The 15,447-nt window shown below is 46.2% G+C and carries 11 protein-coding genes; 5 read left to right on the forward strand and 6 right to left on the reverse strand.

Translation table 11 applies throughout. The features are described from left to right. Positions 1 to 261: 261 nt before the first annotated feature. Positions 262 to 1,701: a hypothetical protein gene (locus tag B0475_RS03535; RefSeq protein ID WP_077410064.1), complete on the reverse strand. Its 1,440-nt coding sequence runs from the start codon at positions 1,699 to 1,701 to the stop codon at positions 262 to 264. Then, entirely contained in the window at positions 1,685 to 2,236 is a 552-nt protein-coding gene (locus tag B0475_RS03540) for a hypothetical protein (RefSeq protein WP_077410066.1), read from the reverse strand. The genes B0475_RS03535 and B0475_RS03540 overlap by 17 nt, the downstream gene beginning before the upstream one ends. 814 nt (positions 2,237 to 3,050) lie before the next feature. Between B0475_RS03540 and B0475_RS03545 the strand changes: the two genes are divergently transcribed. Beyond that, complete coding sequence (locus B0475_RS03545) at positions 3,051 to 4,085, forward strand: hypothetical protein (protein WP_198538101.1); 1,035 nt, start codon at positions 3,051 to 3,053, stop codon at positions 4,083 to 4,085. A 159-nt stretch (positions 4,086 to 4,244) separates the two neighbouring features. On the opposite strand, the gene B0475_RS03550 is transcribed toward B0475_RS03545, so the two are convergent. Together B0475_RS03550 and B0475_RS03555 are read right to left on the reverse strand one after the other, a co-directional pair. Then, positions 4,245 to 5,807, reverse strand: a complete 1,563-nt coding sequence (locus B0475_RS03550; RefSeq protein ID WP_077410069.1) for an amidohydrolase family protein — start codon at positions 5,805 to 5,807, stop codon at positions 4,245 to 4,247. 105 nt (positions 5,808 to 5,912) lie between these two features. Beyond that, a complete protein-coding gene (locus B0475_RS03555) occupies positions 5,913 to 7,070 on the reverse strand; it encodes a DJ-1/PfpI family protein (RefSeq protein ID WP_077410071.1) in 1,158 nt (385 codons plus the stop codon). A gap of 225 nt (positions 7,071 to 7,295) precedes the next feature. Between B0475_RS03555 and B0475_RS03560 the strand changes: the two genes are divergently transcribed. The 4 genes from B0475_RS03560 (at position 7,296) to B0475_RS03575 (ending at position 12,841) form a co-directional block, all read left to right on the forward strand. Next, positions 7,296 to 7,988 carry a response regulator transcription factor gene (locus tag B0475_RS03560; RefSeq protein ID WP_077410073.1) on the forward strand — a complete coding sequence of 231 codons (693 nt, stop codon included), beginning with the start codon at positions 7,296 to 7,298 and terminating at the stop codon, positions 7,986 to 7,988. 3 nt (positions 7,989 to 7,991) lie between these two features. Continuing rightward, entirely contained in the window at positions 7,992 to 9,272 is a 1,281-nt protein-coding gene (locus B0475_RS03565; RefSeq protein WP_077410075.1) for a sensor histidine kinase, read from the forward strand. Between the two features lie 456 nt (positions 9,273 to 9,728). Beyond that, on the forward strand, positions 9,729 to 10,289 hold the full coding sequence (locus B0475_RS03570) for an RNA polymerase sigma factor (RefSeq protein WP_077410077.1): 561 nt from the start codon (positions 9,729 to 9,731) through the stop codon (positions 10,287 to 10,289). Continuing rightward, positions 10,286 to 12,841, forward strand: coding sequence for a serine/threonine-protein kinase (locus B0475_RS03575; protein ID WP_077410079.1), 2,556 nt, complete (start codon positions 10,286 to 10,288; stop codon positions 12,839 to 12,841). Before B0475_RS03570 ends, B0475_RS03575 begins: the two co-directional genes overlap by 4 nt. On the opposite strand, the gene B0475_RS03580 is transcribed toward B0475_RS03575, so the two are convergent. Together B0475_RS03580 and B0475_RS03585 are read right to left on the reverse strand one after the other, a co-directional pair. After that, on the reverse strand, positions 12,838 to 13,926 hold the full coding sequence (locus tag B0475_RS03580; RefSeq protein ID WP_157892681.1) for a hypothetical protein: 1,089 nt from the start codon (positions 13,924 to 13,926) through the stop codon (positions 12,838 to 12,840). The genes B0475_RS03575 and B0475_RS03580 overlap by 4 nt on opposite strands. A gap of 70 nt (positions 13,927 to 13,996) precedes the next feature. Then, positions 13,997 to 15,097 carry a right-handed parallel beta-helix repeat-containing protein gene (locus B0475_RS03585; RefSeq protein WP_157892682.1) on the reverse strand — a complete coding sequence of 367 codons (1,101 nt, stop codon included), beginning with the start codon at positions 15,095 to 15,097 and terminating at the stop codon, positions 13,997 to 13,999. Between the last annotated feature and the right edge of the window lie 350 nt (positions 15,098 to 15,447).

Below are 15,447 nucleotides of genomic sequence, written 5' to 3' on the forward strand. Positions count from 1 at the left end.
TAATGAGAAAGGATGTTGTGTGCGGGAATAGAGATAATTTTACTTTTAGCTCCCTTAAAGACAAGACGAACCCAAAGCTGCGTCTCGAGGTTTTTCTTTTGATCTTCGGTCATTGAATCCCTTGTTCCTTTGTTGGTACACACGTTTGTGTATTGATGATACCTGCTCACCGGCTTTTATTCAATGGGTACATGGATGAACATCAAAGTCACATTCAGATTAATCCTAACGAATCATTAAACCTGGAACTGACTTATTTTTTTAAAGCTGATCATGCTTTTTTTTGTCCACAAGACTTTTGATCGTTGCCAATTCACCTTTCAGCAAGTCACTTTGGGCTCTGTCGGGCATTCTGTCGATCATTGGTTCATATTGAAGGATATTCAATTCTTGTTTTACCCGCTCACCTTGATGTGGGTATTCCATCATCATATCTTCTATCAATTTCCGGGTGTCATCTAAGTCCAGCTGGACAGCTCTGGTCATTTCATTTGACGAGATTTGTGCTGTATTTAAATCATTGAGAGCGTCTGCCCTTTGGTTCATAATTGATATTGGGGTCTCTGCTATGTGATTGTATATTTCAGCTGAATCACTTTCGCTGTTGATTGAGTCAGAATAATGAGCCAGTAACTGATGTTTCTTTAAAGGATCATTCAAGGCATCGATTTGCTTCAAGGTCTTTAAATAAAGGGTGTTCAGTTCTTGTCTTGCCTGCTCAGCTTGTTCTGGGGATTCCATCATTTTTTCTTTAATTAATTCCCGGTTGTCATCAAAATCAAGCTGAACAGCCTTTGATATGTCATTCGCTGATGCCTGTGCTGTTTGTAAAACATTGAGAGCCTTTGCCCTTAGATTCATGATGGATTCAAGAGTCTGTCCAATGTGATTGAGTAGCTCAGGTGAATCACTCTCGCTGTCGATTGAGTCATAAAAATGTACCAGTAACTGATGCTTTTTCAAAGGATCATTAAAAGCACTGATCTGATTCCAGGTTTTTAAGTAGTAGATTTTCTGATACAGCACACGACTGGCTAAACGCTTTCCTTGCTCTTCTATTTCACTGAGGTTGTGTCTGCTGATGGCTCTGTTATCAAGCTGTCGCAATAGTTTATTGGCGAACATCCTTAATTGTTGACTCAATGCCAGTGGGGTTTTACTCATTTCTGCGTATTGCTCGAATGATTTGAGGACCATATAGGTGGATATCAGGTCGTACTGATGTTGGCCGTTTGGCCTTACATGATGTCTCTCCAGTGCTGAACTCAGGGCTTTGGCGAAGGACAAAGCAGCAGCATTCACGTCTTCCGGGTTATTCATGGAGTCACTGTTCCACAAACTTCTGACCTCACTGGCGCTGCCCGTGCTGTTCTTGAGTTTATGTAGCACCGTGGAGGTCTGGTCACAGGGCCAGACATAGAGGAATGTCAGCTCACTGTCTGTGTCTGAACCTGTGTTGTGAATCACCACATCAATGGTTTTTAACAACTGATCAGGAATCGTTGTTGTGATCGATTGGTTAGCCTGGACTTCTGCACTGTTGATCAAGGGATTTGGATTCCCCCTCTCTAAAACAGTTATCAGCCCTCTTTTATAATGGTGATCCAATTGTTCAATGTGGATGTCGGCTACACACTCTGCAAAAGATGACCATGGATGCATAATGATCAGTAAGGCCATCGCTTTATGATTGAGGTTCATCCCGTTCTCCTGATTGTTTTGAATTGAGCTGAATACCGAGTGCAGCAGCCAGGATGACAATGGCGGTGTTGGTGGTTTTTTTCAGGGTTTCAACCAATGTGGGTATCAAGGTGTCACCATTTACCAGAACCATTTCATACTTTAATTCGGGTTGATTGGGAAACATCATCAAAACAAGAATCTGCAACAACAAACAAACCATCAGAATTATCACGATGACCATTTCAAACTGATGTTTCTGGCGGCCACACTGGCGCAGAAAATAACCCATGTAAATGGCCGCCAAAGCCGTCAGAAAAGAAGTAATGAAGCTGTATTCTGCAAGCTCAGCAGCTTTTAACACATCAGCCAGGGGAGATAACATAGCAGGTATGTGCCTGAACCAGTCAGGTTCCATCAGGTCCAATGACTGATAAATTTTAATACTGACTGCTAAAAATGAAATGGCAATCATGAAGAAGATATAACAATAGACTCCAGGCTTGTAAGTCAAGCGAAGAAAGTTTTGCATAAAAACACCACCGTTGACAGGCATTAATTGACTCCTTTTGATTGGGTTCAATCAGTAAGTGATGCCGAAAGAAACTTTCTCTCAGTTCGAATGAATGTTTTTTTTCAACTTGTCGTGTCACCTTGCTGAATCAAAGGTGTCAGGAATCAATGGGGTCAGAGTCGTTGATTTTCTGGCCTTTTGACTACTGTCATTTGTTTTTTGACTTTGCAGGTATACATCGACTGAAGTCGCCGCCCCGGGATGATGGCAGGTGCCTGGCAAATTCCTATAGTGACAACAATTTCAATCAATGAATTAATTGTGAATCAATGGGTCAGTGCTGATTGATTATTTGTTCCTGGTTTTTGGCGGGCTGAGCGAATGGATGTACTTATTGACCAGTCTGGCGCATCATGCGGGACATTGACATCAGCCGACGGTTGGTTCTATTGCTGAGATTTTGGATGGATTTGGAGCCTGGTTAGGAGATTCCTCCACTCGTTTTACTCGGTCGGTATGACACGTATTTTATGCAGGCTTCTAAACTCGTTATTCTCGGTCGGAATGATACGTATTGTATGTTGATTTCTCTACTTGTTGCACTCGGTCGGAATATCTGGGTGTTTTGGGAGATTGCTCTGCTTGTTTGGTTCAGTCGGGGTGGTCGTTTGAGTATGAGAGCTCGAATATAAAAATATTTCAATTTTCCATGTCATAAGTTCTGAGGGTTTAACGAACCATAAGTATTGGCATTTCGGAGTTCAGGCGATAACTCCTGGCCATCGTTGCTTTGACTGACTTGGATCAAGTTCGGTTTTGAAGATTTTAAAACTACCATACAATAATTGAGGTAAACATGAATGACACAATGAGACATTTACTTAACATACCCGTCCGGGTATTGGCTATTGGGGGGTTCATGTTTATGGCGGCCTGTTCTGATGCAGATCAGTCCAGTCAGACCTCCACCGCTGTTCCAGCCAAGGCCATTGCTGAATCGGCCATTGTGGCTGCTCAACTCGACTTATCGACCACAGCGATTAATCAGCCGATGTTTTTAGGGCAAGTCGTACCGGAAGTTCAAGCAGCAATGCCTTGTCCTTTTCTGTCTGATGAACAGGCGATGGCGATCATCAAATCAAAACGTGAGTTAAAACGCAGGAACACGTCAAATACACAATGTTATTGGTCTATGAATGCTGGGTTTTCAGTCAAATTAACCCTGGAACCCTTGGCCACAGCTAAACCAGTGCAACAACGCAGCTATAACATGGACAGTCCACCGGTGTTGAAGCCTCAGGCTGGCCCAGGCAACAACGCCACGATTCTATATGACACGGTTTGGGATAAAGAACGGGCTTATGCCATGTCTTTTGAACAAGGACAACAGTTGGTGATGATTTATGTCACGGGCATGGCCACCGATGCTGAACTTTTGACCACTGCCGCTGAAACAGTTTCAGCTCAAATGCAAGCTGGTGCATCCCTTGAGCCACAAGCAGAACGTACGGATGAATTTAATATGTGTTCAATATGGAGCGAAACTGAAATCGCGGCCATCATTGGATCACCCGTTTCCGCATCTTCAGGCAAACTCGAGTGCAAATGGTCATCAGAATCAGGCGATGAGTTAACACAAATCAGGGTAAATGTGTCATACGGCAAGAACCACACCTGGGATTATTTACGTGAGATTGGTGGAGTGGACGTTCCCGGGATCGGCGAAGGTGCCATGTTGAATAAAATGCGCAAGAAAGGCAACAGGCCTGGTCATGTGGTGGTCACAACCTTGTATGCAGACAGTTTGGTTAATGTGAGCGTCACAGATAACATTGCGGACTTTAATGGTGTGGCGGTGGCTTTGGCTGAAAATATTGGTAGTCGGTTTTAATTCAAGAGGTAACGTCATGAATCAATGGGGTCAGAGTCGTTGATTTTCTGGCCGTTTGGCTGCTGCCGTTTGTTATTCTACTCTGTGGGTATACGTCCATTGAGATCGACGCCCCAGGTAAAGGAGCACCGGCTTCAGCCAGTGTTGCTATTGTAATGGTCAATCCGCCAGCTGTACCCGCATCAATGGGCTCATGATCATGTGCATGAGGTATTTGGTGTTGAGGTGGATGGAACTGGCCATGTCGATGGTGTATTGTTCCAGGGCCATCAGGGCCTGGTGGTCATAGAGGTGGCCGTTGAGCAGAACGGCCTCGATGGTTTGGGTGTTTTTGATGTCATCCAATGGGTTGGCGCGGAGGAGGATGAGGTCTGCGCGTTTGCCAGGATCGACGCTGCCTGTTGAGTCACCGACGCCGCTGACTTGGGCGGGCCACAAGGTGGCGGCTTTTAACGCATCGGATGTCGGCATGCCGGCATCGACCAGGTGTTGCAGTTCGTGGTGGACGCTCAGGCCGCTGTATACGTGGGTGTCTATGTTGTCGGTACCGACCAGGATCTTCACTCCCTGCTGATGGGCTTGTTGGATTTGGGTTTCGACCAGTTGGTAATAATCCTGGTGCACGAAGCGCCCCTCATGATCCTCACCTGTGGCGGCTCGTTGGCGGTCCGGTTGCCAGATCAGTTTTTGTACCACCGATGGGATGTACCGCAGGTGGTTGTCATCAGGCTTGTCTTCTTTTCTGGCATCCGCACTCATCTTCAGGGTGGTCAGGGTTGGTACCCAGGCAGTGTGGCTGTTGGCCATGGCCTGCATCAGTTGATTACATTTCTGTTTGTCCTGTTGGTTGATGATGGCTCTGATTTTGTCTGCGTTGTAGGCGGCGATGGGGTCAGGCAGCGCCCTGAAGTCGTCAATGTCTGCATAACACTCGAAAGCAAACAACCGGCCATGTTCAATGCTCAACATTTGACTTTCCAGGGCCTCTCGCAGGGGAATTTTGAGGGGCTTGTGGCCAGCCAGTGCCATGCCCTGCTCCGCTGCCTTTTCTGCCAGCCAACTGAATTGTTCCGTGCTGAGTTCGCTGTAGGTCTTGATGAAGTCAATGTCCTGTTCCATATAAAAATCAATCATTTGTGAAGCATTATTTATGCTATTTATTCGAAAAAAGTCAGCAAATCCATCTGGCACTTCATTGCCTCCGTTGGTTTGGTAGCTGCTTTGTTGGTGGTACATCGGCGACACCACTTCGCCGGCATCGGCCAGCGCTGACCATTGTTGTCTGTCTTTGGGACACGCCCAATACGGATCGTCCTGCTCCAGACAACCGGACATATCTCGCACGGAGGTCACACCATAGCGGATGAACAGGGGGTGATGGATGTGGGGCGAGATTTTCAAACTGTGGGTGTGCATGTCCCACAAGCCCGGCATCAGATAACGACCACTGCCTTCGATCAGTCGGTGGTCACTGAAATCGACGTGCCTGAGTGTCGGTGATATGGCAGCAATCCGCCCATCGGTGATGACCACGTTCTGCTGTTCCCTGATGCGCGCATTGACCACATCGACCACGTGGATGTTGGTGATGAACACATCACCTTTCGCTGGACGCACCTCCGGACCTTTCAATGGCAGTTCGTACAGCAAAAAGGCCGCTGCGATGAGGAGCACGATCATTGCCAAAAACAGCAAGCCCGGCTTTTTAATCATTTTCTTCATAATTTCAGAGTCAACGCTCAAAGCACAAAGTCAGGTATGGGCAGAACACATCTACCCACACCTTTAACCTATGGCAGTATATCGGGTCTTTGCCAACGCACCAAGTCATTGCAGTTGTGCCAACAACTCCTTCGCTTCACTTAAATCAGGGTGGCTGGAACTGAGCTCGGTGAGCAGCGCCCTGGCTTGGGTGTTTTGATCCAGTTTCAGATGGGCTTTGGCGATTTGCAGGTTCAGTTTGGGGTGGTTCACATCTCCTTGGGTCAATTGCATCAGGGTCAGGGCCTGTTGGTAAGCTTCACTGGAGTCAGCAGCTTCAAAATACATGTAACCATACATGCCCATCAACATCGGTTCATAACTGCTTTTGTTGTTCTGAAATTCCTCAATGGCCTGCTCATCTCCCTGCAGGATCCGGGCAACCAGTTTCAAGGTTAAATCATCGCTGTATTGATTGTCTCCGTTCGGAATAACACCCATGGCAACCAGCAGAGCCTCTGCGGTGTCGACCGTTGAGGCGGGGTTTTGGCCGGTCACCAGGCGCTGATCAACTGCCACATGGCTGAGCATCATGGGACTGCTCTGAAAGTGGGCCTGTCGTTCATTGAATTTATCTTCCAGTAAAAAGTCAAAATGCTTGACCCACTTTTTACCAAACACCTGTTCTTCGATGTTGGTGAAGGCGTTGATTTTTTTGCCGGTCACCAGGTAACTGCCGTTATTCAGCTTCACATCCACCAGTGCGGCCGGTCCATGACACACCGCCCCCACAGCTCCGCCTGCCTGATAAACGGAGGCAATGATCTGTTGCAGGGCTTGATCATACGGCAGATCAAACATCGCGCCTTTACCGCCAACGACAAACACCGCTGCATATTTCTCACTGTCCACATCGGACAAGGCCAGGGTATCGGCCAGCTTGTTCATGGCCTGCCCGTCTGCCATGAAGGTTTGGTTATAACTCTTGTCAGGGTCGTACTGGTCGGCTTCAACCGCACCACCCTGCGGGCTGGCGATGTCCACCAGCACGCCGTTGTCACGGAAGGTCAGATAGGCTTTAGACAGTTCATCAAATTCATAACCAGGTTGGTCTTGGCCCTGGTTGACGCCGTAACCACTGAGCACCATCAAAATTTTCTGCGGTTGATCTGTCTGATCCACGAGCGGTCCGGCTTCGGCCTGATCAGCGGGGCTGAACATCACCACCCATAACGCGGCAAGCCACAGGGTTGTGCTTTTGTTTTTACTGAATGTGCATTTCATGTGTGTACCCTTGAGTTAAAAACAATGACTTTATGCCGTCACTTGTGAAATGACTGTTGTCTGGATTTCACATTCATTTCACGAAACCGAGGGTGAACTGACGTTCTGAGTGTTGATGACTGATTGGCCATGAATTATCCGGACCAGGGGTTATAATTGATACCATTGAATCGAGTAACCGCTAGCGCCTGCACAATGAGCCTGGCATAACATCAATAAAATTCCATGCAAGCTGAAGACAACATATCGGTACTGGTCATTGAAGACCAAAGAGAACTGGCGCACAACATCAGCCGCTATTTTGAGCCGCTGGGCTACCTGACGGATTTTGCCTACACCGGCACCCAGGGCCTGAACTTGGCTCTGGAGAATTATTATGATGTGATCATTCTGGATGTTATGTTGCCGGGCCTGGATGGCTTGATGGTGTGTTCTGTGATTCGGCAAAAATCCAAACGCCACATCCCCATCATCATGCTGACGGCCAGGGACACCCTGGATGACAAGGTTCAAGGCTTTGAAAACGGTGCCGATGATTACCTGACCAAACCATTTGAGCTCAAGGAGCTGCACATGCGTTGTCTGGCCCTGGCCAAGCGTAACGGGTTCAGTAAAAACAGTGTGCTCACCATTGGTGATTTGTCAGTGGATTTGAAACAGCAAACAGCCCATCGGGCTGGCACCTTACTTGAACTGCATGCCATGAGTTTTAAACTCCTGGCATTATTGGCTGAAGCTTATCCCCGGGAAGTGACCCGATCAGAAATCAGGCAAAAACTGTGGGGGGATGAACCCACGGAATCAGATGCCATTCGCAGCCACATCTATCAACTGAGAACGGTGGTGGACAAACCCTTTGAATTTGCCATGATTAAAACCCACCACGGTGTGGGCTTTTCGCTGCAGGCAGATCCATAAACCATGGCCAAAGGAAGCAACACAACCAGTCTGCGCGGCCTGATCGTCCGTAACTTCATTGGCTTTGCGGTGTTCAGCGCAGTGATGTTCAGTGCAGTAAACTTTATGATCGCTTATGTGATTGAAGATAAATATTTTAACTTGCACCTGCAGGCTGAGGCCGATTATTTAGCCAGCCAGCACAGCACCCATGGCAGCTGGCCGGAGCCACGCTTTTCCTACATGAAGTTTTACCCAAAGGCTGATGAATTACCTGCTGAAATAAGCCTGGTTTTGGCCACTGAACCTGATCGGGTTGAATTTCCAGGCACTGGAGAAAAATACTTCCACATCCATCGGTTTAACCGCAACCAGGGGCCTTTTTTGGTCTCCGAAGTCAGCGACATGCTGATGGTGCGTTCACACACCCGGTTCATTGTATTGGTCTTATCGATCATCGCAGCCCTGGTGACTTTACTGGCTGTTTATTTTGCATTCAAGCTGGCCAACAGAACGGCCAGGCCGATGAGTCAACTGGCCGATTCTGTGAGTTCTCTGAAACCCGACAGCCTGCCGGCACACTTTCCAGCCAATCAACCGGAAGACGAAGTGAGGGAGCTGGCCGGAGCCATCGATCAAATGATCAGTCGGGTGAACCATTTCATCAACAGGGAACAACATTTTACCCGCGATGTCAGTCATGAGCTCAGAACCCCCATTTCGGTCATCAAAAGTTCCGTGGAAGTCTTGTTACAACATACTGAACAACTGGACAATGAACAACTTAAGACCCTCAAACAGATTGACTTTGCCTGTGTACAAATGGAACAAACCGTGGTGACTTTGTTGTCCCTGGCCAGGGAAAAAAACCACCATCAGACTCCAGGCACCAAACTGTTGCCACTGGTTGAAAAAAGCGTTTTACAGCAAGCAAATTTGCTGCGGGATAAAACCGTTGAGGTGGAGATCGAGGTGGCTAAGGGCGTGCAATTGTTGATGCAGGAAGCTGAAATTTTGATCCTGTTATCAAACCTGATTGGCAATGCCTTTCAATACACCACCCAGGGAACCGTCCGCATTGCCTTTCATGCCAGAGAACTGACCGTCACTGACACTGGTACCGGCATTGAAGACGCCATCCAGAACCGGGTGACTGAGCCATTAATGAAAGGCAAAGCCAGCCCGGGATTCGGGATTGGGTTATCACTGGTCGCCCGGCTCTGTGAACACCACAACCTGACCTTGAAGATCGTCAGCACTGATCAGGGCACCACCGTCAGCATAGGTGATTTACCGATCAGGTAATTGTCTCAGCACAACTGATGAAGGACTGATCAACACCATCTTGGCCCAAAATCATTGGGCACCTTGTGGCTTGCTTCGAAAAGCTCAGCCAACAACTGTTTCTATATGCTGAGTTTTTAACAGATATGGAGCACTTGTCAGAAAATTTCTCCGCTCGTTTAACTCGGTCAAAATGATCAGTTTTCTTTTGGAGATTGCTCTGTTTATTAGACTCAATCGAGATGACCTGCAGAACACAATGACCTGACTAACCCGCTCATTGAACATTTACTTCGGTCAATGTCATCTGTATGACTGATCATTAGCTTTACATGTGCCCCTTATACAAAAACATCAAATCAAGCAAAACCGGATTCATATCAGTTGTCCTTATACCCATTGACAACGAAATTGTGTTGAATTATTTTGGATATCATGAATGAGCGGCTATCATCAATAACCTGAACCCATTTGATCATGACTGAAAACCACGAATCAACAGCAACTTTATTGGCCCGTGTAAGGCGAGGAGATGAAGGTGCGCGGGACCACTTGTGCGCTGTTTATTTACCCTTGCTGCAAAAATGGGCCCATGGCCGACTGCCAGAATATGCCAGGGACCTGGCTGAGACGGATGACATGGTGCAAGCCTCACTGCTCAAAGCGCTGGATAAGCTGGATTCGTTCAGCCCCATGCATGAAGGGGCCTTTTTGGCCTATTTAAGAAAGATCTTATTAAATAAAATTCGCGACGAAATTCGTCGCTTCAGTCTCCATGGCAATCAATACCAGTCCATATCAGATTCAGTTACTGTTCAAAATGAATCGGCTTTGGATCAAGCCGTTGGTGCTGAAATCATTGATAAATATGAGCAAGCCTTATTAAAAATGAATGAACAAGCCAGAGAAGCCGTGATACTGCGTGTGGAATTTGGTTTTTCATACCCTGAAATCGCCACAGCGATGAACTTCGCCACCGCCAATACAGCCCGCATGAAAGTATCCCGAGCACTGCAAAATCTGGCAGAAATGATGTGACTGGTGACGAAAAAAACAAATGGGACCGTCTGGCATCAGACATTGTCGATGGGCACACCACGGCCGATGAAATCAGCGATGAACGTATTGAACTGGTTGATAAACTCAAGCAAATAGCGAGCATCGCCAACGCTTTCAAAACCCAAAATCAGGGCCATCAAGTCGGTGTTCAAACTGAACCCAAATCGATACTGTTCACCTGGGGCCACCTACAGGTCAAAGAAAAGGTTGGCGAAGGCAGTTACGGTGAGGTCTTCCGTGCCTATGACGCAGTATTGGACCGTGATGTGGCGCTGAAATTGCTGAAACATGACAAACTGGCACCCTATCAATCCAGGGCATTCCTGCAAGAAGCCAGACACTTGGGCAAAGTCAGAAACCGCCATGTGCTGGCAGTGCATGGCGCCAGTGTCAATGATGGCCGTGCAGGCTTATGGTCTGACCTGATAGAAGGCCACACCATCAAAACCAAACAGTTCACCCATACTGACGACTTGTTACACCTGCTGAAATCAATCAGTCATGCCTTGGTTGCCATCCACGAGATTGGCTTGATACATGGCGATATCAAACCCAATAATGTGATGCAAGATGCCAAGGGAAGAATTATTTTGATGGATTTTGGAGCAGGACTTCAAAGCCAACCAGAGCAAAAGTCCAGTGGATTCCTGAAAGGCACCCCACTGTTCATGGCACCAGAATTATTCAATGATCAGCCATTAAGTGCAGCCAGTGATGTCTATGCACTGGGAACCATGATGTTGGTGTTGATGGCAGATCGGTATCCGATCGATGCCAGTAACCTGGCTGATATTAAATATGCACATAAAAACCACCAGCAACACCTCCTCAAACCCTCAGAACACGGCCACCCCAAAGCATTAAACTCTTTGGTCAATCAAATGATTGACACAAACCCCAATAAAAGGCCCACCGCTGTTGAAATTTCTGAACAAATTGATTGGATCAGCAACGCGCCACAAAGACGACAAAAGAACATGGCTTTAGCCGTCATTTTTTCTTTGTTGATTTTGGGCATCACTTTTACCAGCTTGGGTTTTTATCGGGCAGACAAAGCGCAAAAATTAATTGCAACAGAAAAACAAAAAACCGATGCCGTCAATGAATTCCTCGGCAACATGTTGAATTTAACGTCAGCTTTAGGCAGAGGAAGAGATGCCAAAGTGGTAGACATGCTGGCCATCGCGGAAAACCAAGTCAATGAACAATACACCGACCACCCCCTGGCCAAAGCGGCCATTCTCGATGCCTTGGGTAGTTCATACAACAGCCTGGAGATGTCCGAAAAGAGCCTGGAGCAACTGAACGAAAGCCATCTGATCAAAAGTCAGTTGCTGAATGAAAATCACCCCGAATTGTTGGAAACCCAATTGATGTTGGCCTTATCACACCACAAGCTTCGTGATTTCGATCAGAGTACCCAATTAAACCGACAAGTCATCGAACGGGCCGGCAGTCATCGAAAAATCAATGAACTGGCTAACATCAGGTTGGCTGGCAACCACAATGAAATGGGACAATATGATGATGCTTTACAATTGTTGTTACCCATAATAGAACTGAATCCAGACCCTTATACAGCCACCAACAACAACCACTTTTTGGCCTTGATGGTGTTAACCAATGTATACACAAAACAAAGTAATTACTCTGCCGCAGAGCACACCGCCAAGCAGATGATCGCATGGTTGAACGACTATCCTGATGCTTTGTTGTTAAACATCAACATTGCCAACACCTGGCTGGCAGAAATATTATCAAAACAAGGCAGGAACCAGGAAGCTGAAGTCATCTCAAAACAGGCATTGGCCGTATCAGAAAAGATCTATGGCAAACAAAACCATGGCTTTATAATCAGCCTGGTAAACCATTCAGCCATTCTCTATGAATTAGGCCGCTCCGAAGAAGCCAACACCATCCAACAAGAATCCTTGGTACTGGCAAAATCTATCATAGGACCCAATGACATCATTACCCTGACCATTGCTTCGAATCTGGCTAACAGCCATGTCAGCTTAGGGCAATTCGATGCCGGAGAACAATTGATGCGAGACACATTGATTAAAGCGAAACAATCATTGGGTGAAAATGAAATACTGACCTTTCAGCTCGAATACAACCTGGCAGAACTGTTGAACAACCTGGGCCGGCCTGATGAAGCAGAGGAATTGGCAAGAGTCACCAATCAGAAAATGGCCGCCACTTTGGGTGAGACTCATTTATATACCTTGTTATCCAATGACAACCTGGCTGTCAGTTTAAGTCAGCAAAAACAATTTGCTGCAGCCATTGAAATACACCAATACCTGCTTCCAATCATTCAAAAACACCACACCCCACTGAGCCCTTATGCCATTTTGGCCCACCAACACTATGTGGACACCTTGCTGTCAGCAGCTCAAACCAACATTGCCAAACAAGAATTGGAGTCATTAATTAAATACCAAACCGAAACCCTGGGAGCAGATCACAATGACACCCGGCAAAACATCAATGTCCTCAAAAAGCTCAGCCTCAACACAGGCAACTAGTTCTGTTGTGGCTCTGCCCCATCCATAAAGATGATGTCCAGCCATGCTGACTCAACCGCCCCGATATCGACCCTGCCCTTCTGTACCCTGGTATCGCCCTCCAGGTCAGCTGCACCCACACTCCAGTTTTCACCAAAAACAGGAATTGGAAATGACAAAGGCTCGATACCGGCATTGATCATCAATGAACCTTCAGCAGGGGTGAAATTCAGGACCCCTGGTTCGAAATCAGGGTCCACTGAAAAATTTTTGGCAGAGAGACTTGCTGTTCCGACCACGTCTCCAATGTTGTTGTTTTTCAAACTGGTCACCCCATCTCCAATGAGTTCAAGGTCGGCGAAATCATTACCCCAAAGGATGTTATTCGCAACCAGTGCCTGGGATGTGCCCAATACAGCTATCCAAAGACCTTCAGTGGCACCAGAACCAGATCCCTGGTGGGTGTTTTGATACACGGTATTATTGATGACATAAATACCTTCGGCATCTTCACTGAGTAATTCCAGGCTGCAGCACTGGAATGATTTGTTTTGGGTAAACAAGTTGTTTCTTATGGTAATCAAATCGCCAATACCCACACTCAGCGCAGCACCAAAATCTGCGGTGTTATTCACAAATGCATTGTTTTCAATCAAAACATGACCCGCATAATTGGGGCTGGAAAATATTCGTAAACCGCCACCTCTTGCGGCTATGACATCATCGGTGATGAAGGCATTGGTAAAAAACAAAGCTGATATACGGATGTCACCGAAGTTGTTTAATGTGATCCTCAGTATCTGTTCGGTACCACCACCATCCAATACAGTATTGAATGCATTTTCACTCAACTGAATTCCACAAGGTATATCAATTAATTCAATCCAATTACCACTGATAGAAACATCAAAGTCTTCTGCATGAGTCAGCAAAAACCCGCCTGTTGGCACGCTGTAAAATCCTTGTGCTATTTTGATGTCATCGGCTTCACCGTTGTTTCCTGCAGCGATAAGTGCAGCGCTTAAATCCTGGCTGCTTTGAACACAAAATGTCTCCGCAAATGCTGGACCCGTCAGTATCAATAATACCCCCAATAATGTTTGCATGTTCATTCTCATAAATAACTCCTAACAGCATTTCAGGCAATCCAGAAATGGGAGGTTCATACGCAGCCAATCACAATATAATTTCAAACCCACTGGCAAAGATCACATCCATTTGAGCTGACTCAACAGCCCCAATATCCACTGCACCCATTTTTACCCGGGTATCCCCGATCAAGTCACTGGAACCCACATCCCAGTTTTGATCAAAAATTGGCAATGGAAATGGTGGAGAATCTAATCCCGCATTGATCATCAGTGATCCAGCCGCAGGGGTGTAATTAAAAATCCCCACTTCGAAATTTGGATCGGCTGAAATGTTGCTGTCAAACAGGTTGACAGTACCCTCTAACTCCTCTATGTTGTTGTTTTTAAAATATTTAAACCCATCACCGTTGAAGCTGATGTCAACAAAATCATTCTCCCAGAAAATGTTGTTGGCAACAAATGCCTGAGCTGTACTGCTCGCTGATAGCCAAAGGCCACTGATGTATCCTGCATCATTTCCAACATGGTAGTTTTGGTAAAAGGTATTGTTGATGATATAAATACCATCCGCTTGATCACTTACCAAAACTTCAACCGCACAACACTGGTTGGTTTTGTTGATGGTGAATAAATTGTTTTTGAGCGTCACCAGGCGACCTGCAATTAAACTGATGGCAGCTCCATAATCGGCTGTGTTGTTGATAAAAGCATTGTTTTCAATCAATATTTCACCACCGTAATTGGGCGCAGGAAAAAAACCAATGGCACCTCCTCGGCCACCACCGTTGGTAGTGGTGTAATGCGCATTGGCAAAAAACAAGTTGGAAATGATTAAATCTCCAGAGAAGTTCATAAAAAAATTGATGATGCGCTCCACACCATCACCATCCAACACTGTATTGAAGGCATTGCCATTGAGTTGTTGGCCACAAGGATTATCAAAGAATTCAGTCCAGTCACCACTGATGGTGACATCCATGTTATCTGAATTGTTCAGACTAAACCCGCCAGAAGGTACGGTGTAAAGACCTTGTTTGATTTTAATGAGGTCAGTCTGTCCATTGCTGCCAGCTGATGACAGTGCAGCTGTCAAGTCACTGCTGCTTTGCACACAAAACTCGGCAGCCCAGGAAGGAGATGCAATCAGCAATAACCCCATTAATGTCAGTAGTTTAGTTTTCATCATTTGCTCCAATAATCATTTTATGAATGGCTTGTATCTGTAACAACGATGGCTTCTGCAAAAACAACACAGGTTTTTTTCACTGATTCAAAGTCATCATCAACAATAGACAATTCAAGTGTTTAATGAGCAATCAAAGTGATGGTGGCGTCATTCAATGCCATGATTCTGCAGCAGAAAGTCAATACACCGCAGCAAAAAGTTGAACCGTAACTGAGTTCAGCAATGAGACATCGAACATCGAATCAATGGGACTGAGACCCATTCGTTCCTGACCATATAGACTCATTTGCATTGCTCAACCTGGCGAATGGTACCTGTAGAATAATCATCACATCTGATTCATCAATTGA

Origin of the sequence: Marinicella sediminis, assembly GCF_002000055.1 — a bacterium.
Taxonomy (GTDB): Bacteria; Pseudomonadota; Gammaproteobacteria; order Xanthomonadales; family Marinicellaceae; genus Marinicella; species Marinicella sediminis.